Annotated in this window: 18 protein-coding genes; all 18 read left to right on the plus strand. The window is 37.9% G+C overall.

The window, feature by feature from the left end; translation table 11 throughout:
* Positions 1-2: 2 nt before the first annotated feature.
* The 18 genes from M1F05_RS00760 (at position 3) to uhpT (ending at position 19,012) form a co-directional block, all read left to right on the plus strand.
* The gene (locus M1F05_RS00760) at positions 3-2,069 is read left to right on the plus strand and encodes an EscV/YscV/HrcV family type III secretion system export apparatus protein (protein WP_206085140.1); all 2,067 of its coding nucleotides are present in this window, start codon (positions 3-5) and stop codon (positions 2,067-2,069) included.
* Positions 2,070-2,086: 17 nt separating this feature from the next.
* A complete protein-coding gene (locus tag M1F05_RS00765) occupies positions 2,087-2,494 on the plus strand; it encodes a type III secretion system protein (protein WP_206085139.1) in 408 nt (135 codons plus the stop codon).
* Between the two features lie 16 nt (positions 2,495-2,510).
* Positions 2,511-3,803: a type III secretion system ATPase SctN gene (sctN, locus tag M1F05_RS00770; RefSeq protein WP_206085138.1), complete on the plus strand. Its 1,293-nt coding sequence runs from the start codon at positions 2,511-2,513 to the stop codon at positions 3,801-3,803.
* The gene (locus M1F05_RS00775; RefSeq protein WP_206085137.1) at positions 3,800-4,243 is read left to right on the plus strand and encodes a hypothetical protein; all 444 of its coding nucleotides are present in this window, start codon (positions 3,800-3,802) and stop codon (positions 4,241-4,243) included. The genes sctN and M1F05_RS00775 overlap by 4 nt, the downstream gene beginning before the upstream one ends.
* Positions 4,230-5,531 (plus strand): hypothetical protein, encoded by a 1,302-nt coding sequence (locus M1F05_RS00780; protein ID WP_206085136.1) that lies wholly within the window; start codon positions 4,230-4,232, stop codon positions 5,529-5,531. The genes M1F05_RS00775 and M1F05_RS00780 overlap by 14 nt, the downstream gene beginning before the upstream one ends.
* A 2-nt stretch (positions 5,532-5,533) precedes the next feature.
* Positions 5,534-6,460, plus strand: a complete 927-nt coding sequence (locus M1F05_RS00785; protein WP_206085135.1) for a FliM/FliN family flagellar motor switch protein — start codon at positions 5,534-5,536, stop codon at positions 6,458-6,460.
* A gap of 1 nt (position 6,461) precedes the next feature.
* Positions 6,462-7,127, plus strand: coding sequence for an EscR/YscR/HrcR family type III secretion system export apparatus protein (locus M1F05_RS00790; protein ID WP_206085134.1), 666 nt, complete (start codon positions 6,462-6,464; stop codon positions 7,125-7,127).
* Positions 7,128-7,141: 14 nt separating this feature from the next.
* Positions 7,142-7,411, plus strand: coding sequence for a type III secretion system export apparatus subunit SctS (sctS, locus tag M1F05_RS00795; RefSeq protein WP_206085133.1), 270 nt, complete (start codon positions 7,142-7,144; stop codon positions 7,409-7,411).
* Positions 7,411-8,205: a type III secretion system export apparatus subunit SctT gene (gene sctT, locus M1F05_RS00800; protein ID WP_206085132.1), complete on the plus strand. Its 795-nt coding sequence runs from the start codon at positions 7,411-7,413 to the stop codon at positions 8,203-8,205. The genes sctS and sctT overlap by 1 nt, the downstream gene beginning before the upstream one ends.
* A gap of 20 nt (positions 8,206-8,225) precedes the next feature.
* Complete coding sequence (locus M1F05_RS00805) at positions 8,226-9,302, plus strand: EscU/YscU/HrcU family type III secretion system export apparatus switch protein (RefSeq protein WP_206085131.1); 1,077 nt, start codon at positions 8,226-8,228, stop codon at positions 9,300-9,302.
* Positions 9,303-9,443: 141 nt separating this feature from the next.
* Positions 9,444-9,959: a type III secretion system translocator chaperone SicA gene (gene sicA / locus M1F05_RS00810; RefSeq protein ID WP_206085130.1), complete on the plus strand. Its 516-nt coding sequence runs from the start codon at positions 9,444-9,446 to the stop codon at positions 9,957-9,959.
* Between the two features lie 12 nt (positions 9,960-9,971).
* Positions 9,972-12,128 (plus strand): type III secretion system translocon subunit SctE, encoded by a 2,157-nt coding sequence (gene sctE / locus M1F05_RS00815; protein WP_206085129.1) that lies wholly within the window; start codon positions 9,972-9,974, stop codon positions 12,126-12,128.
* A 15-nt stretch (positions 12,129-12,143) separates the two neighbouring features.
* Positions 12,144-13,466, plus strand: coding sequence for a type III secretion target, IpaC/SipC family protein (locus M1F05_RS00820; RefSeq protein WP_206085128.1), 1,323 nt, complete (start codon positions 12,144-12,146; stop codon positions 13,464-13,466).
* A gap of 2 nt (positions 13,467-13,468) precedes the next feature.
* Positions 13,469-14,470, plus strand: a complete 1,002-nt coding sequence (locus M1F05_RS00825; protein ID WP_206085127.1) for an IpaD/SipD/SspD family type III secretion system needle tip protein — start codon at positions 13,469-13,471, stop codon at positions 14,468-14,470.
* Positions 14,471-14,526: 56 nt separating this feature from the next.
* Positions 14,527-16,185, plus strand: coding sequence for a hypothetical protein (locus tag M1F05_RS00830; RefSeq protein WP_206085126.1), 1,659 nt, complete (start codon positions 14,527-14,529; stop codon positions 16,183-16,185).
* An 8-nt stretch (positions 16,186-16,193) separates the two neighbouring features.
* Positions 16,194-16,448, plus strand: a complete 255-nt coding sequence (locus M1F05_RS00835) for an acyl carrier protein (protein WP_206085125.1) — start codon at positions 16,194-16,196, stop codon at positions 16,446-16,448.
* A 327-nt stretch (positions 16,449-16,775) separates the two neighbouring features.
* Positions 16,776-17,564 (plus strand): inositol monophosphatase family protein, encoded by a 789-nt coding sequence (locus M1F05_RS00840; protein ID WP_206085124.1) that lies wholly within the window; start codon positions 16,776-16,778, stop codon positions 17,562-17,564.
* Positions 17,565-17,614: 50 nt separating this feature from the next.
* Entirely contained in the window at positions 17,615-19,012 is a 1,398-nt protein-coding gene (uhpT, locus tag M1F05_RS00845) for a hexose-6-phosphate:phosphate antiporter (protein WP_206085123.1), read from the plus strand.
* The last annotated feature ends 206 nt before the right edge of the window (positions 19,013-19,218 follow it).

The following is a 19,218-nucleotide window of genomic DNA, read 5'->3' on the forward strand; positions in this document are numbered from 1 at the left end:
CTATGAAAAATATAACAGGGTTTTTATTACAGATCCGACAACGACCTGAATTAATGGTATTGGTGATTATGGTGATGGTTATCGCTATGTTAATTATCCCATTACCAACGGTGTTGGTCGATTTATTAATAGGCCTGAATATTATGATTTCAGTACTTGTTTTTATGAGTTCTTTTTATATTACTCGAGTACTTAATTTTCAGTCGTTTCCATCCATTTTATTAATTAGTACATTATTTAGATTGGCTTTATCAATTAGTACAAGCCGCTTAATTCTATTAGAGGCGGATGCAGGTGATATTATTGCCACGTTTGGTGATTTTGTTATTCAAGATAATCTTGTGGTTGGTATGGTGGTCTTTGCCATCGTAACGATTGTACAGTTCATCGTGATTACGAAAGGTTCAGAGCGTATTGCCGAAGTGGCTGCACGATTTTCTCTTGATGCGATGCCAGGCAAACAAATGAGTATTGACGCAGACTTACGTGCTGGTGTGATAGATGAAGCTACAGTTAAAGAAAAACGTAGTGATCTAGAGAAAGAAAGTCAGTTATTTGGTTCGTTTGATGGTGCGATGAAATTCATTAAAGGGGATGCCATCGCAGGGATCGTGATTATTTTTGTCAATTTAATTGGTGGCATTTCGGTTGGTACAGCTCAACAAGGGATGGATATATCAACGGCGTTGAATACTTTTTCCTTATTGACGATAGGTGATGGTTTAGTTGCTCAAATTCCTGCTCTATTAATCTCGATAAGTGCAGGTTTCATTGTGACTCGGGTGGGTGGTAATGATAAAAACCTAGGGGAAAATATCGTTTCTGAGTTATTTGCTAATGATTTTACGATATTAATTACGGCATTAATTGTGTTATTCATGGGGTTCTTGCCAGGCTTCCCAACCAGTATATTTTTATTCCTTTCGGCGCTGTTATTTGGGTTGTTTTCTGTACGTTACTATAAAAGCTACAAGAAAAAGCCACAACAAGATCTACAAGAAACGGAAAGTGTTAACTCAGATGTGACAGAAGGGGAAACTCAGCGCGCTAATCAGGAACTTGCAGAAGAATATATTCCTGAAACATTGCCAATTATTATTTCTGTTAATCAAGAGTACAAGCCGCATTTAGAAAAGCATAATTTTCTAGCAAGAATGAAGAAGGATGTGTTTATTCGCTATGGATATCGGATACCCGATATTGCGATTAATTATTCACCTATTGTACCTGAGAACAAAATCGTCATTTTAATCAATGAAGTCAAAGCTGGTGAATACAGTATTTGCTTCCATGGCCATCGTTTATTAACACAAACAGAAGAATTAGTTCATCTTGGTATAGAGTTGACTGAATATACCGATGAATATGGTACGACAAGTTTTTGGTTTGCTGAGCGAGATAAAGAAAAGATTGAGCAACTTGGCCTATTTAGCCGTGATGATGTAACAGAAATGATTGATTGCATTAGTACCTTGATGCTACGCCATATTAATGAGTTTTTTGGTATCCAAGAAACAAAAAATTTACTGGATGATCTCGATAAGAAATACCCTGAACTGTTAAAAGAATGCTATCGACATGCCACGGTGCAGAAAGTCACTGAAGTTTTCCAACGTTTATTAATGGAAAAAATATCCGTGCGGAATATGAAGTTGATTATTGAAAATTTAGTGCAATGGATACCAAAAGAAAAAGATAGCCTGATGTTGGTGGAGCATATTCGTAGTGGAATGGCTCGCTACATTTCTTCTCGATTTGCGGTTGATGGGCGGCTCAATGTACTGATGGTCAATTCAGATTTTGAAGACACCATTCGTCAAGGGATCCGCCAATCTTCTGGGGGGGTGTATTTACACCTTGAACCAGAAACCAGTAATCAATTAATTCAAGCGGCGGAATTGGCCTTAGAAAATAGTTATTTGTCGATTAGAGACGTCAACATGCTAGTACCCGTAGATATCCGTCGTTTTGTGAAAAAAATTTTGGAAGGGCGATTTCCTGAATTAGAAGTGCTTTCTTTCAACGAAGTCTCTGAAACCGTGAAAGTGAATGTGATTAAAACAATTTAATTAATAAGGAGTAAAATATGAAATATCGATTTATAGAATCATTAAATAAATATTTATCTACAGAGGGACGTAGTGACTTAATTAACCCAGATTTAGACTGCCATACTAATATCCAATTAGAGATGAATGATTCACCTGCTATTAATATCGATCTTTCTTCAGATGATATTATTATTTGGTGCGGTTTAACTCCATGTAATTATAGCCGCTTAGAATCAGTAAGCAGTTTATTATTAAAGTCGATAGTTGAATATGCACCACGTAATTTTCAACCAGGGCAACCTGCATTAAACTTGGTGGATGATAATTTTATTTTATCTGCGGTATTAAAAGAGTCTGCATTAAATGAAAACTCAGTATTCTCAGATAGTTTTGATGAATTCTTTGAGCGTGCGAATGAATTGCGCATTCAACTTTCAGCCTAAATTATCTTGATAGATGATGAAAATTTTTGATATCTGCGCGCATCCTGCGCGCATTCACGGTTGTTTGATTGAGGCGCCTTTGCAAGGGGTATTCATTGGTGAAATCTGTTTCATTGAACGCTCAATTTCTCATCCAGAGATCATTGCGAAAGCACAAGTGGTGGGTTTTAAAGAAGGTTTAACGGTATTGAGCTTGATTGGCCGAATACAAGGTTTAACACGCGAAGTCGTAATTCGCCCTAGCGGTTACCCCTTTGTATTTCCGGTAAGTGAGTCTTTGGCAGGAAAAATTTTTGATGCATCAGGTGAGCAAGTTGGTCAATTGGCTGAAAGTTCTAGGGAAGAAACAGGTCTCAATAGTCGCTTACAACGTATTGATAACCCGCCAATTAGTGTCACACAACGGCGGCCTATCAATGAGCCTTTAACCACGGGGGTTCGTGCTATTGATGGGCTACTAACATGTGGTTTAGGGCAACGTATTGGTATTTTTGCCGCCGCGGGTAGCGGAAAAACGTCATTGATGAACATGATTATCAACCATGCTCATGCTGACATTCATATAGTGGCTTTAATTGGCGAACGTGGTCGAGAAGTTATTGAGTTTATCGAAGAGCTAAAAAGCTCTCCTCATGCCGCCCAGACTATTTTGGTGTATGCCACATCGGATAGCCCTCCAGTTGAACGCTGTAATGCCGCATTATTAGCTACCACAATTGCTGAGTATTATCGGGATCTGGGGCGCAATGTTTTGTTATACGTTGATTCAATGACGCGTTATGCAAGGGCGTTAAGGGATGTGGCGTTAGCAACGGGGGAATTGCCAGCAAGACGAGGCTATCCTGCTTCTGTTTTTGAACAATTACCGATGTTATTAGAGCGCCCAGGACGTGTGAAGCACGGAGCTATCACTGCTTTTTATACTGTTTTGTTGGAAAGTGAAGACGAAGCAGACCCGATTGGCGATGAAATTCGTTCGATCCTCGATGGTCACATCTATCTTAGCCACAAATTAGCGGGGCGTGGGCATTATCCAGCAATTGATATCTTACAAAGTATTAGTCGTGTTTTCTCGAAGGTAGTATCCCCAGAACAGGCGAAAGCAGCTGTTGAAGTACGTGAAATGCTTGGCACATTACAACAATTACAACTGTACTTGGATTTAGGGGAATACAAAGAAGGTGAAAACAGTGATAACGATAGAGCGCTAAGCAAACAACTTGAAATTGAACAGTTTTTAAAGCAAGGCATGGGGGAATCGAGTGACTTTGAAAGTGTGTTCAATCAGCTCCATCAGTTAACAATATGAGTGTAAAGAATTTATTGCTGCTAGTTGAGCGCCGTTTAGATAAAACTCGGCAAGAGCAAGGAAGGCTGAATACAGCTATTTGTGAATTACAACAAAATTTGCTGAGTATAAAAGAGCGTACTCAAATTTTAGCGGCGCAGGTTGTTTTGTATGAAAAGTCCCAAGAATTAAAACCCGTTGAGTTTTGGGAGCGACAGCGTTTGAAAGCGGCGGTATTGGCCGAGATTGCGCAATATGAGTATCAAAGCGATAGCATGTTGACGCAAATCGAAAAATATCAGCTGTTAGCTGAACGAATAAAAGCGCAATCACTTGTATTACATCGAAAGTGTGAAAAATTCCAAAAATATCTCAAACAGCAGAGAGCTGAACAGTGCTTAAAATTAGAGCGTCAGCAACAACATGAAATAGAGGAGCTATTTGTTAATGTCCGTCATTAAACCTTTTCACAATGAAAAAACAATAGGTAGTGCCGCTGAATTACCAGCAAGAAGCGACCAGTCAGGACAACGTTATCGCCAGCCAACAGCAGCGAATAGAAATATACCTTCTTATCAAAAACTAGCGATGAAGGCCGCTAGTGTTTTTGAAAAAAATACAGGTGCTAAATCAGAAGATAAAGGTCGTTTAGTGGGGGGGAATAATGACTCAAAGCTCTCATTTTTCACGGGGCAGGGAGTGCCGATATTACAGGAGGAACCGTTAGCTATTTCTTGTGACATGCATTTATTTAACAGCGTAGTTGAACCTGAAATTCAAACAGAAACTCTTTTGGAGCTAGGTGATGAAATAGAGCTCTGCAACCAACAAGAAACATCAAGGGATTATGAATTGTTAGATGATGAAATTCCTTTATTCAATATGAGTGGCATCCCATTAGCGCCAAATAACAATATTGTTCAGAAGCCGAACCAGTTATTGATGTCATTGGCAAAAGAGAAAGGGAATTCATCTGAACTGCCTGATATTCATTATGTTGATGAGCAAATAATAGTTAACTCACTGTTGTTGAAAAGAGAATCGAAAGGTGATTTTTTCGCGAAGAAACCATCGATGGTATTAGAGAATGACGGCCATCAAGTGGGAGGAAATCCAGCAACAGAGCGATTAGTAATGGGTATGCAAGAAAGTAAACAGGGCATTGAACACTCAAAAACAGTTGCTCAGGAAGCTCACGTGAATATGCAACCCGAAATTACAGTTAAAGATCCGCAGTCCGATACTACCGCTAAATTAAGTTCTGCAATAATGCAAGAGCGCGTCATACAAGATTTGACGAAAAGTGAGAAAAACCAGTCCGTTTTACAAGAGAATGAAAATATTGATGTCATTAACATATCTCGAAATAGTCTAGGGCCTACGGAACTTGGAACCACGGTACAACCTCAGGCTCAAACATCAGTAGCACGTGAGTCATCTTCTGTGGCATCTCAGATAGATAAATGGGCAGGTCATAGCGCTGCAATTGCGGATTCTCACATTAAAGAGACTTTGCCGCGAACGTTAACTTATACCTTCCATCAATGGAAAAATACACCGTCTGTGACCTTTGAATTGGCGACAAAAACAGAGTTTATTGCCACAACACAGAGCCGTGAAGTGCAGCATAGCTTACAAGAAAATAAGTATTTACTCGGTGGTGAGAAAAATATTTATTTCAGACAAGACCAAGAACGTGGCCAGCAGCATAGGCAACAACAGGAACAGCATCAGCAAGAAGACGATTAAGTATGTTGAAAATTCGACGAGTTGGTCAGCAAGAAAAGCAACTAAAAATTTGGCAGCAGCAATATCACGTTGATGTGGTTAATTCTCTCACTCACTCAGGACAACGTTATTTTAGAGTGTGTTTACAGAATAAATTGCAGCGAGTAAACGTATTAGTTCAGATTGAAAAATGGTGTCAGCATCGTTGGCCAGAACTTGTTCATTACGCGTGGGGTAACTTGAGTGTTGATACGCTGTGCAATGTTTTTATGTTTGAAAACAAGCATCAACATTTTTTTGAGGGGCAGTTTACATGTTCTTCGGTAGAAATCATTGATGGTAATGATATTCAAGGGTTCAGATTATCGGCAAAAGAAACCTGTCTCGGTGAGGTACTGCTGTGTACTCCATTTGATGGCCTAGCGGTGCGAGAGCAAGCCGATAATGGCATCACTAATGTCTCAGTATCGGCAGATTGGGTTTTAGGATACAGCCATATTCGCTTGTCACTCTTGCGTACTTTAGCGTTAGGTGATGCGCTTTGTATTCAACAATTACAACTGCATATGTTGGTTGGCGAACGTGTATTTGCACGGTTTCAAAAACAAGAAGAAGGTTTATTTATGATTGAAGAAATATTGTCTCCAGAAGAGGGTGAAAATATTCAATTGGTGGACGATTATCAAGATGAAATTGAACGTCCATTTAATATGGCAGATATGAGTATTAAATTAACGTTTGTACTTGGCCACAGTGATATTCCTGTTACAGAGCTTGGTAATATACAACTTGGTTCAGTATTTTCCATTGGTGAAAATAAAGAACGAGAGGTAAAGATATACGCCAATAAGCAATTAGTGGCAGAAGGAGAATTGATTTATTTAGATGGTGAGAGTGAATTAGGCTTAGAAATTACCCGCATAATTAGTCTCGGTGATAAAAGGGTATAATATGCCAACGGTTCCACAAGAAATACCTTTATTAGCACTTATTGCATTTTCAACACTACTCCCCTTTATTATTGCAGCAGGTACGTGTTATTTAAAAATATCGATTGTATTAGTTATGGTGCGTAATGCGATAGGCGTGCAACAGGTACCATCAACGATGGTATTAAATGCGATAGCTTTATTATTATCCATTTTTGTTATGATGCCGGTATTGCAAGATGTGAACAATTATATGCGTCAAGAAAGTGTTGATTTTAGCAATGTGGAGTCCATAGATCACTTTGTTGATGATGGACTGGGGCGCTATAAGAGCTATTTACAGAAATATTCAGAACCACAGCTAGTTAATTTTTTTGAGTCAATACAGCAGGGACGTAGCGAAGAAGAAATTCATGAGGATGGTACGCCTCCAACTTTATTTTCTTTATTACCTGCATATGCGCTCAGTGAGATTAAATCCGCATTTGAAATTGGCTTTTATATTTACCTGCCTTTTGTGGTGATTGATTTAGTCATCTCCAGTATTTTGCTTGCACTCGGTATGATGATGATGAGTCCAGTGACGATTTCTATCCCTGTAAAATTAATTTTATTCGTTGCTATCGATGGGTGGACATTAATCTCTAAGGGGTTGGTGATGCAATATATTGAATTAGCTCAGCATTGACGTGGAATATTGATATGGACGAAATCGTGTATGTTAGTAATAAGGCGATGTTATTAATTGTTATCTTATCTGCGATCCCAGTTATTGTTGCGACAGTAGTAGGGTTATTAGTGGGATTAATACAAACGGTAACTCAGCTTCAAGAACAAACTCTCCCTTTTGGTATTAAATTATTGGCGGTATTTGGTTCACTATTTATGATTTCAGGGTGGTTAGCCGATAAAGTGATGAATTATGCCACGGAGGCGATCCGTATGGCGATCCCTGCGGTAGGGCTACTGTAATGAGCCAAGAGTTAGTTTCGCTAGCATCCTATTTATTTTTTTTGTTCCAGCAAGGACTAATTAAGTTAGCATTAGCTTGGTTAAGAATTGCACCTGTTATGTTTTTTTTGCCTTTTTTTAGCAATAAACTGCTAAATGGCGGGATTATTAAAAATTGTGTCGTGATTTATATTGCCTTGGGGTTGTGGCCTTTTTTTATGGGAGTAGATCTTCAAGGGGAGCAAGCAGGGTTAGCTGAAGTTTTTTTATTTGAAATCGTTGTTGGTTTAACATTGGCTTTTATTTTAGGCCTACCTTTCATGATTGCTAATGTGATCGGTGAATTGATTGACACGCAGCGAGGTGAAACGATCAGTAGTATTATTGACCCAGCAAGTGGGACTGAAGCTTCAGAGCTGGCTGTATTCTTGAGCTATATTGTGTGCATGGTGTTTTTATCTCAAGGGGGAATGTACCAACTTTCAACCATATTTGCTCAGAGTTACCATTTACTACCGCTGGGACAAGGTTTTTCCTCTTTTAATAGCTTAGCATTAGGGGAATGGCTAAATAGTATGGTTCTTAAAGGTGTGATTTTAGCTGCTCCAATAATTGTAACCTTATTTATTACCGAGGTAGCTCTTGGGTTATATTCCCGTTTTTGCCCACAGTTGAATGCATTTTCATTATCATTAGCAATAAAATCAATAATTGCATTTATCGTATTTTTACTTTATTTCCAGAATGAAGTACCAGATATATTAATGAATATGGTTTCATTAACGCCATTGAATACGATTTTTCTTTCTAATTAACGGTATACAGTTTAATTATTATGGCAGAAAAAACAGAGAAGCCTACTGATAAAAAAATAAAGGATTCAGCAAAGAAAGGACAAAGCTATAAAAGCAAAGATTCGGTTGCCGCGATTGTATTAGTCGTTAGTGCTTTTATCTTTGATGGTATGACAAGTTTATCTGACTTGGGTCTATTAACAAAAAAGATATTACTGTCTCCAAATAATATAAATATTGATACATTACTTTGGGAATTCTTTATTGTTTTTATTGGTATTTTATTACCAGTTTTATTGGCGTGTTTTTTAGCTGGAACGTTGGTCTCATTATTACAGAGCCGTTTTAGGCTAGCGACAGAGGCAATAAAACTGGATTTAACAAAATTAAATCCTATTGCAGGGCTAAAAAAAATAAGTTCTTTGAACTCGTTAAAAGAACTTATTAAAGCTATTTTATACTTGCTTGTCTTTATTGTCTCCGCATTGGTTTTTTTCTATCTTTGGCGACATGACATTTTTATGCTTTATCGTACTACCATTGAAGGCATGATCCAGCAATGGGCAGATTTATCAACGACCTTTATCATTGTATTTTTAGCCGTAGCCTTGCTAATTATTATCGTTGATATGATTACTGAATTTTTCTTATTTATTAAAAACTTAAAAATGGAAAAACAAGAAGTAAAGAAAGAGCACAAAGACAATGAAGGCGACCCTCAGATTAAAAGTGCGCGACGAGGTTTACATCAAGAATTACTTTCTGAAGAAGTTAAATCAAATGTTCGTAATTCTACATTTGTGATGGCTAATCCAACGCATATTGCATTGCTCATTTATTATGACCCTGATATCGCACCGCTACCTTTTTTATTTTCTAAAAGTAGAGGGTTACAAGCAAAAGCGATCATAAAATATGCCGAAAAACAGGGAGTGCCTGTTGTTAGAGATATTCCTTTAGCAAGAAAAATATGGCGAAGTTATAAAAAAGATAGGTTTATTGATGAAACTGGATTAGAAGAAATCATGAATATTGTTTCGTGGCTAATTCGAGTTGAGCTTATTCGCATGGGGGTAGATATTGATAATCTACTCGAGGGGAAAATGATAAATAAATGACGAATTTATAAAGTAAGACGAATAATAAATATAAATTAATAAATAAAATCGTTTTTTTAAAGCGGAGATTTTTTTGATTAATTATGATGCAAATAAATTTATTTTTCATCATATATTAAAGTTTAACACAAAGGTAAATATATGAATAACACTCAACATGAAGAAACACAAAATATTGATATGGAAGCATTACTTTCTAGTATCACTACCGCTTTAATGGAAGGTTCAACCTATAAAGATATTCATGGGATCCCACAAAGTACAATGGAGGGAATTTATTCTTATGCCTATGAATTTTATCAACAAGGAAAGTTAAAAGAGGCTGAAACCTTTTTTCGTTTTTTAAGTATATATGATTTTTATAACACAGATTATGTGATGGGTTTAGCTGCTGTTTACCAACTAACGAAACGTTATGACAAAGCCACTGAGTTATATGCTTTGGCATTTGTGTTAGCTAAAAATGATTACAGGCCTTTGTTTCATGCAGGGCAATGCAATTTAATGATGAAAAAAAGTAGTGCGGCGTTGCACTGTTTTGAAAGTGTTTTAGAAAGTAGTACTGATGCCGACTTACAGAAAAAATCACAAGCCTATTTAAATGCATTAAAGAAAGACTCGCCAGAAAAAACGGATTCAACAGATTCTAAAATATAACGAGGAAATGATATGGTCGATATTACAAACCTTGGTAATAATGAACGAATAAAAAATATTTATACCTTTTTACAAAACAGTAACCCATTAGGGACTGGAGATGAAAGTGTTAAATCAGTATTAGCATTAGAAATAGCCTGTGAGGAGTTGACATCTACAGAGCAGATGAAGAAGCAGCGCAATGAAAATATTCCTAAATTATTAAAACCAAAAATGATGATGATGAAAATGAGTCCACAAATAGCAGGCTCAAAATCACAAAAAGGCTTTAATGGAACCGCATTACTTATTGAAACATTTTCAACACTGCGCCAATTATTACATGAAGGTAACTTAGGTGAATTAAAAAATAGACTTGAATTAATCAATGCCGAATCAGAGTCTTTACGTCAGCAAGGTAGTGAATTACTTAATTCATTTGCAAATTCAACAAAGGAAGCTGAGAGCTACACTATTCAGACCCTAGAGGTTGAAAAAAACTTAAATCTCGCGAAAGAACAGTTAAACGGCATCACAGATAAGCAAAAAAATCTTCAACAAACCATTACGAATAATAAAGATCGTTTGGCTAATATTAAGCTTGAATTAGCCGAAAATAAAAAAATATTAGCGCAGATAAACGCTTTAGAAAAGCCGATAACAGAGGAAGCCTATCTAGTTGAAGTTGCCGCTGAAGCAAAGATTGCAGAGTTGAATACACAATTTAATCAATTAACCAATGAACTAGCAACATTGGAAGCCTCATCTGTTTTATTAAATAATCAAAAAAGTGAATTTAATTTAAAAATTGATACGTTACAACGTGATTTTGAATCGTTAGCTGATAAATCTATCGAGTTAACTAAGATTTCTGAAGATAACCGTAACAAACTAACTCAATTTATAGAAACTTCCCCTCGAAATGTTGAGCTGGATGGTGATAAATGGGAAAACACGCTGGCATTGTTGACCTTGTTGACAGCTCAACTCAAAAAAGCGATTAGCGAAGACTCTGTTCGTAACATGAAAGAACAAGAAGAAGTCATGATGAAAATCAATGAGGCTTCTCGTAGAGACTCGGAAAAAAAAGCGAAAGAAGCGGAGGCGTCCGAACGTAAAGCGGCTGAAGCGAATAAAGCGGCTTCATGCACGAGTAAAATCTTTAGTTATATTTTGTTGGCTGTTTCAGTTATTGCCACAGTTGCAACGCTTGGGGCAGCAACGCCGCTTACATTAGCCGTTGCTGCTATAGGGATTGCGATAGCGGTTACAGATATTGTATTAGAAGAAACAGGTCATAGCAGCCTAATGCAAATGTTAGCTGACCAAATTTCTTATGCTGTGACGAACATGCTGATTGAGTTTGGTGTACCAGAGGAGAAGGCTAAACAAATTGGCAGCATTGTTGGCATGATTGTCGCGGCAATTGCTTTTTTGGCACTTTCCTTGCTCTCAATGGGCTCTGCGATAAAAAGTATTCCGAGCATGATAAAAAATATACCGAAAATGATAAAAAATATTATCAAATCAGTGCCTAAAAGTTTAACCAGTGCACTCGGTAAAGCGGCAAAAGTGGGTGACGCAGTAGCAGATAGCGCTGATAGTATGGCAAAGCTTTCTAAACTCGCTAAATTGTCGGATAAATTTGATGAAGTAAAACATACTGCGAAAGCGGTTAGCCAAATTGCAGATAAAGCGGATAAATCGTCAGATGTTGTGTCCATTGGTGGCCAAATGGTGAAGGTCGGTGACTCAGTCGCGGACAGTGGTGATAGCGTGGTAAATCTATCCAAATTCGCTAAATTGTCAGACAAATTTGATGATATTACTGATGTGTCTTCAAGTGCTAAGCATGTCGTTGATAGCGTAAATAAACAAAGTGTGGGCATGGCTCGTCTTGAGGTTGCAATGAAAGGCACTGGTGCTGTTATGAGTATTGCAAATACGGCAGCAACGGGTGGACTACGTTTAGATGCTGCCGCGAATATGCGTGATATGAAGGCAATGTTGGCGGGTATGATGCTGAATGATAAGTCAATTCAAACATTAACAGAGCTACTCAATGCTCTTATTAAAGCAATGTCAAAAGAAACCGAGAAATTAAGTGAAATGTTCAACGGTATTTTGGGCTCTCTTCAGAAGTCGAATGACCAAAAAGTTGAAATGTCGAAAATGGCACGTTTTGGATAAAACTGAGAGGAAAAAATGGAAATTAATACTAATAAAGAAAGCATTATAAATATATTAGCCACTAACCATGCTTCGATTATATCGGCAGCATTAAATGACTCGAGTTTAGAAGGTATTACACCTAAAAAAGTATTAACGGTACAAGAAATCGATTTGTTAGTGAAACAAATCAGTACAGAAAAAACTGAACTTAAAGAAGCGATCGCAATAAAAGATATTAATGTGGAGCACATATTAGAGGCATTAACCTTATTAGGTGCTTCAGAAAGAATGGCATTACTGGGGGATGTTCATCAATTTATTACGATTACACCAGAAAAAATGCAGCAATTAGTGGCTAAAGTATTAGCAGAAGAGATAAATATTACCGAGCAAGCCTTCCAGACAGCCCAATTACCTGATGAAATAGAAATAAAGCAAATAGGGCTTGCCGTACAGGTAATATTAGGAAGTTCATTACTTAAAGATGTTTTCAATAATAGCCAAAGCAATGTGGAACTTAAAGAGAATGAAGTTAAGTCGACAGGAGAATTAAAATCAAACCAATTCATTGGGATTATTAGCAGTGATATATTATTAGCGTTAAGCTCAATTGTTCGTAAAGTATTATCTGAACTGAATATCTCCGATCGTCGAATTAGTGCCGATTTCTTATCATTAAATGCCAAAATGGTAGAAGCCGCTGCAGACTCTACCATTAAAGAAGGTGAAAAAGCATTTTATAGTTCATTGGCAGGGTTCTGTACTTCTTTTGCTGTGAGTTTGGGAAGTGGGTTGGTTCAAGCTAAATCACTGCACACACAACTTAAATCGACAAATACTAATTTGGTGAAGGCGAACCAGAATAGCGCTTTAACTGATAACTTGAAGGCATTGAGTCAAAGTGGGGCTTCGACGAAAAATAATACGATTAGCCTTAAAGGTAAAGATGGCAGCTCAATAGATATGGTGGACAGCCCAAGTTCAGCTCAGAAAAATTTAGTAAATCAACGAAATACAGAATCTGCACAAAGGACTAATAAGTTAGGGCTGGCGGAAAGCCAAGAGCATGATCGTATTGTGAATAAATCGAGAACATACAGCAGCATAGCAGAGCAAGGCGGGCGCCTATCCGATAATGTAGGGCAAATGGTGACATCAGGGACTCAAATTAGCGTTAAAGAAGAAGAAGCAAATAAAATGAAGCAACAGGCGACGGCTGATATCGCACGTACTATTTCAGCAGATAAAGATAAACAAGTAGATAAAGATAAAGACCTCGTGAAGCAAATGAGTGAGTATTTACGTGAAATTAGAGAAGCCAATTTGCGAACATTCCAGAGTGTTGTAAGGGGCTAACCATGGAAGTAATATTTCAACGAAATTATATTGGGTATCCAGAAGTAAAGAATGCAGTTGTTGTTGGAAAGCTGGAAACGATAACTCACCAGGATGGAAATGAATTTGCCATAGACTTAGACGCAGATCTTTATAAACAAGGAATGGTGCTAGCGAGACAATTGGGTGGTTTGGAGTTGAATGAAGCTTCTTATAGAAAATCAGTCTCATTTAACGATATTGAAAAGGAGATAAGCCATACAAAGCTAGTTTCAAAGATTTCCTCAGACTCATATAAAGCATTAAAACGTGAAAAACGAAGTGTATCAGACACTGTAATTGATGGTCGACCTCATATTAAGGGGTTAGAAACAATGATTGTGAATATTCATGATAACTATCAAAAACAGTATGGTGAATTAATTAAAGCATCGACTCAGTTTATGCAAGATATTAATACGGCGATTGGTAAGTTAAGTAATCATATGAAAGCGGGGAGCGATGGTAAAATTGAATTCTATGCGAAAAGTTTTATCTTAGATTTAAATAGTGCCGCTGCAAAGTATTCTGGGAGACCTTTTACAGGAAATCCAAATGATGCTAATCACTTGGATGGCCATTTTAATAGCTTTAGTCTTGATGAGAGCCAAGCGACACCCCTTCTAGAGTTACCATTAGAAAATGGCGTTTTCGAATTTTGGGAGAAAAAATTATCGGGTCAAGGTTTTATAGTTAAAAAAACAGGTACACATGTAAAAATATATCCAGACCTTAAACCTATTGCAGAAATATTTAATACTGTGCGTGGTCTTAATGGGTGGGCAGATGGAGCACAAGTTCAGTCTCAGCAATTTCAAAGTATGCAAACCGGAATAGATAGCCAAAAAAATGCTGTTAATAATAGTGTTTCCCGATTATTAGAAACATTTCGGCAAGATAATAGCCATTTTGAGACATTAACTCAGTTACTCATTCAACTAGTTAGAGACTTGAATCAAAATAATAGTGCTTTAGTTAATTTTTAATTTATAAGTACGACAATTTTTTATTAAATCATAATTTATTGTGAGGGTATTGTATAATGTCAATTTCTCCTATATTAAAAAATGCAGTAACTCCCAGCATGGACATGAATAGGAATTTAGTCAATAACAGTAATTCAATAGCACATAATATTTCCTCTGTTCTACCTGCTAGTTCAACAAATGCATTACCATTGAACGGAGAAGGTAATATAAAAACCGAAACACCCAATATGAATAAAGAGGATTTGCATAATCTCAATGTTCACAAGCAGGCTTCTATTATTTCTGAGCTATTAAATAAAAGTGATTATAATATCACAGCGGAAATGGTGATGAATGCATTAAACTTTGGTGGGATGGGAAATATAACTCAACAAGCTATGCATTACCGCCCTGAAAGTAGTTTGATTATTTTAACGTTACTGGAACCTCATGAAATGGCGGATGGGTTATTAGAGTCCGCCGCAAACATGGTTCAGAGTTTGAATCAAACAACGAATGATAATTCTAAAGCAACCCTTAAAAAATCATTGGAACTGTTCGATAAAAACATCCAGAAATCTTTGTCTGGTATTAAAGGTAATCATTTTCTTGTTATGGGAGAAAGGTTTAAAGAGGCCTATGTTAGGCCAGGATTTGAAAATGTTTTAAAACAGCACTTACCAGAGAAAATGGTAAAACAGCTTTCAATGGATAATTGTTTACTCTCTGAGCAGAATAAACATAAACAAGCAGAAATCTCGGTTTTAAATAGCGCTTATCAGAACGCAGGAAATGGCCCATCTGTTGATAAAGCCCATTATATGCACAATATGTTCAGTATATTGGAAGAAAGCTTAGAAATTGTTAAGACACTAAAAGTGCAAGTTAATTGGGAAGAGCGAGCCGTAATACCGAAAGTAGAAAGCCAGCCGTTATCGTCACCACCAGGGGACGAAGTTGATGGCGCAAGGGGGTTGCCTCAATCCTCGGATTTGACAAGCAGTCATATATCAGGTAGTTACAACACAACAAATAACTATTACTTTAGTTCTCCACTCAGTGAAAATATCACGAAGATCAGTCATGAATCTCCCGAAGTGGATCACTCGTCACTCGAAGAGTCTAAACAGACCAAACAGAGCGAAGCTCCCGTATTAGCACCTGTCAAAAATCAATTTATAGCGAAACTGTCGCACACGATATTAAGCCAACCCGCGAAAGAGCCAGAAGTTGATTACGAATTTCCAAAGGTGGATAACTCTATTTACCAGAGCAAGGACTTTGTTGCGAGCACGCTACACGGAAATCAACCACCTGTGAAAGAACCAGAAGTTGATTACGAATTTCCAAAGGTGGATAACTCTATTTACCAGAGCAAGGGCTTTGTTGCCAGTACGCTGCGTGGCAACCAAGATACACAGGCAAAGGTAAAGCCAGAACGTCAATCAGCCAAACAAGAGGCCATACAGCAGTTTTTACCTAAAAATGGTCATCTTTTAGGGAGCTACTTAAGAAACGGCGAAGTGCCCACCAAAGTCACATTATCAACGGAGGGCGCATTAACACGTAGTCAATCGGATAAAGAAATTTATCGTGGTACACGTGAAGCAACAAAAGTGGTTGTAGATACAGCGTCTTATCTGCCGAATAGCGAGACTCCGGTGACATTAACGGAACGAGGCGCATTGACGCGCGATCAAAGCAAAAAAGATGCTTACACCACAGGCCAGTGAGGGGTTAAATGGATATTAAATCAAACAACATTCACTGGTTATGGCTGGTGGAGCAAATCCAGCAAATACGGACTTATTCAGGGATCACGAATAGCTACACTATGGACTCTGCACTGATCGTAGACGTACATATTGATTCGCTGGAAATGTTAGAGTTAATCACTGCTATTGAGCAATATACTGGGCAGGGAATTAATGATGAAGTCTGGATGAAGTGGCGTTATTTACGCGATATCGTCGATTACCTTTCAAATGTGAAATAACACCAAAAGCCACTGGATATTTAAAAAGTGGCTTTTGGGCTTTTCATTTCTCTTTTAATTCGCTTAAGTCTTTTAGCTAGAGTAATCATAAAAAGATGATATTTTGAATTATTTATTTCTAATTTTTATCAATAGAAATTTAATAATTGATTTCTTAAATATAAAATTTGAGATTAGTCATCGTTATATCAATAAGCTAACATCGAAATTAACTATTTTTTATAAAATAAAATTAACATTAATTTTTCATGCCTTGAAATCGATCACAAAATAAATAGTTCAATAAATGTAATGTTCGAAATAATAATTTCAATTTAAGGGGTTGAAATGGACGCTATTTCGAGCAGGTATCAGTTCATTCAAAAAGTTGCTATAGACGCGGGGAAGCTGGCAGTTGTTTATTACCATCAACGTGGGCAATTAAATATTGAAAAGAAACAAGGTGATGGGCAAGATCTTGTTACAGTTGCGGATAAAAACACAGAAAATTTTATTCGCGAAAAAATTAACCATCATTTCCCTGATGACGCCATTTTTGGTGAAGAAGGCGGTTTTTCTCAAGGAAAGTCAGGCTATACCTGGGTGGTTGACCCAATTGATGGTACCAGCGCTTTTATTTTTGGCCTTGCGTCTTGGTGTGTTTCCATCGCATTGCTTGATGAGCACAAAAATACAGTGATTGCGGCAGTTTATGATGCCGTTCATGATGACCTATTTCATGCAATGCGAAACTATGGCTGTTATTGCAATCAAACACGTGTGCACGCGAACCCTGCCCATTCACTAAATGAAGGTTTATTAGGTGTGGGCATTTCAACCAGAATGTCACCTGAAACTATTATTCCATTTCTAGATAAGTTACTCCATGCGAACGGCATGTTTGTACGCAATGGCTCGGCGGCATTGATGTTAGCTTACGTTGCGGCAGGTCGGCTGATTGGCTACTTCGAACCACACCTCAACTCTTGGGACTGCCTCGCTGGGTTGTTATTAATCCAAGAAGCAGGCGGCACGACCAATGATTATTCTTCGAATCCCGATTTTCTGATGAAAGGCGGTTATGTTTTAGCGTCGAGTCCTGATGTTTATCAGCAACTTGATGCGTTCCTTAAGTAGTTAAAAAATAAAATAATTAGAATAATTAAGAACGATAAAAGGGCAATAAAATGAGTTCTAAACTTTCCTTTTTTGATATTAAAAGACTCCCGATTGGCAAGGTCCCTCTCTCTGTACAACGTGATTTATGGCTACGCAAATTTATGGAACCCTTCTTGGTGATGTGCCTCGCCTACACAGGGATCTACTTTTTGCGTTATAACTTCAAAGCAGCAACACCATTTATTATTGAACAAACGGATTTTACGTTAAGTGATTTAGGCACCGTAGGGTTCGGTTTCTCGATCACCTATAGCTTAGGGCGGGTATTACTTTCCTATTATATTGACGGGAAGAATACCAAGAAGATACTCAGTTTCTTGTTATTGCTGTCCTGCGCCTCTTCATTTGCCATAGGGATGTTCTTGCTATCTTCAGGGCATTCGCTGGGGATATTTATTTTCCTCTGGGCGCTGACTGGGTTATTCCAAGCACCCGGTGGGCCTTGCTCAAATTCAACCATTAACCGCTGGACGCCAAGAAAGAATCGAGGTCGTTATATTTCATGGTGGAATGCTTCTCATAATATTGGTGCAATCCTAGCTGGTCCTATTGCTTTGTTTGGAATGGAATACGCCTTTAACGGTAATGTGGCAGGGATGTTTATTTTCCCTATTTTATTTGCCGCTGTTATCGCAACTTTTGGCCTGTTTTTCGGGAAAGATGATCCGTCGGAGTTAGGGTGGAATACGCCAGAAGAGATTTTTGATGAGCCTGTGTCTAAAGCAGATACCGCGGCAGAAAGCATGACTAAGCGTGATATTTTTGTTAAGTATGTGCTGAAAAACCCAGCTGTTTGGTTTTTGTGCTTTGCGAACTTGTGTGTGTACACCATTCGGATTGGCGTGGACAACTGGAGTGTGGCGTATGTTAAAATGGCGCTCAACTGGGATGATATTTCTGCGATTGGTACAATCACGGCGCTCGAACTTGGTGGCTTTTTAGGCTCACTAACATGGGGTTATGTCTCTGATAAAATGGGGGGAAGACGTGCGTTGCTCGGCATGTTGTGTATGATTTCAGTGATTTTCCCATTGATAGCCTATCAGAACATGACCAGTGTCTGGGGAATCTATATTGCGCTGTTTTTTGAAGGATTCTTTATTTTTGGCCCCGTGATTTTAATTGGTATCTCCATTATCGGTTTTGCCCCGAAATGTGCGACAGCGGTGGTTAACTCCATTCCTGGCTTCTTTGGTTACCTGTTTGGCGACGGGATGGCAAAAGTTCTTGTTTCCCGTATTGCAGACCCAAAAGGAGATGGCATTTCACTGGGCGGTCTCACATTGCATGGTTGGTCAGATACTTTCTATTTATTATTTGCTGCAACAGCGGTAGGTATTGTGATGTTAGGCGTTGTGGCCATTTATGAAGAACGGAAAATTCGTTTAGATAGAGCGGTAGAATAACGATTTTTAGAGACTCAACCTCTTGTGCCTTAGCGGGCTCGAGAGGTTTCTGTTTTTACCTTCAGTCATTTCCCCCTGTATTTTCAGTCATATAAATTTCATATTTCTATCATCAAGTGATAACGCTCACAAAATAGGATCACCTTGTTTGCTTAATTCTACGCGCGTAGACTATGCTTTAAGCAAATAAAATCACAAACTATATT

This window comes from Providencia sp. PROV252 (genome assembly GCF_033676005.1).
GTDB lineage: Bacteria > Pseudomonadota > Gammaproteobacteria > Enterobacterales > Enterobacteriaceae > Providencia > Providencia vermicola.

Coding starts and splice junctions, on each gene's coding strand:
- M1F05_RS00760 (WP_206085140.1), top strand. CDS start 3: ATGAAAAATATAACAGGGTTTTTATTACAGATCCGACAACGACCTGAA.
- M1F05_RS00765 (WP_206085139.1), top strand. CDS start 2,087: ATGAAATATCGATTTATAGAATCATTAAATAAATATTTATCTACAGAG.
- sctN (WP_206085138.1), top strand. CDS start 2,511: ATGAAAATTTTTGATATCTGCGCGCATCCTGCGCGCATTCACGGTTGT.
- M1F05_RS00775 (WP_206085137.1), top strand. CDS start 3,800: ATGAGTGTAAAGAATTTATTGCTGCTAGTTGAGCGCCGTTTAGATAAA.
- M1F05_RS00780 (WP_206085136.1), top strand. CDS start 4,230: ATGTCCGTCATTAAACCTTTTCACAATGAAAAAACAATAGGTAGTGCC.
- M1F05_RS00785 (WP_206085135.1), top strand. CDS start 5,534: ATGTTGAAAATTCGACGAGTTGGTCAGCAAGAAAAGCAACTAAAAATT.
- M1F05_RS00790 (WP_206085134.1), top strand. CDS start 6,462: ATGCCAACGGTTCCACAAGAAATACCTTTATTAGCACTTATTGCATTT.
- sctS (WP_206085133.1), top strand. CDS start 7,142: ATGGACGAAATCGTGTATGTTAGTAATAAGGCGATGTTATTAATTGTT.
- sctT (WP_206085132.1), top strand. CDS start 7,411: ATGAGCCAAGAGTTAGTTTCGCTAGCATCCTATTTATTTTTTTTGTTC.
- M1F05_RS00805 (WP_206085131.1), top strand. CDS start 8,226: ATGGCAGAAAAAACAGAGAAGCCTACTGATAAAAAAATAAAGGATTCA.
- sicA (WP_206085130.1), top strand. CDS start 9,444: ATGAATAACACTCAACATGAAGAAACACAAAATATTGATATGGAAGCA.
- sctE (WP_206085129.1), top strand. CDS start 9,972: ATGGTCGATATTACAAACCTTGGTAATAATGAACGAATAAAAAATATT.
- M1F05_RS00820 (WP_206085128.1), top strand. CDS start 12,144: ATGGAAATTAATACTAATAAAGAAAGCATTATAAATATATTAGCCACT.
- M1F05_RS00825 (WP_206085127.1), top strand. CDS start 13,469: ATGGAAGTAATATTTCAACGAAATTATATTGGGTATCCAGAAGTAAAG.
- M1F05_RS00830 (WP_206085126.1), top strand. CDS start 14,527: ATGTCAATTTCTCCTATATTAAAAAATGCAGTAACTCCCAGCATGGAC.
- M1F05_RS00835 (WP_206085125.1), top strand. CDS start 16,194: ATGGATATTAAATCAAACAACATTCACTGGTTATGGCTGGTGGAGCAA.
- M1F05_RS00840 (WP_206085124.1), top strand. CDS start 16,776: ATGGACGCTATTTCGAGCAGGTATCAGTTCATTCAAAAAGTTGCTATA.
- uhpT (WP_206085123.1), top strand. CDS start 17,615: ATGAGTTCTAAACTTTCCTTTTTTGATATTAAAAGACTCCCGATTGGC.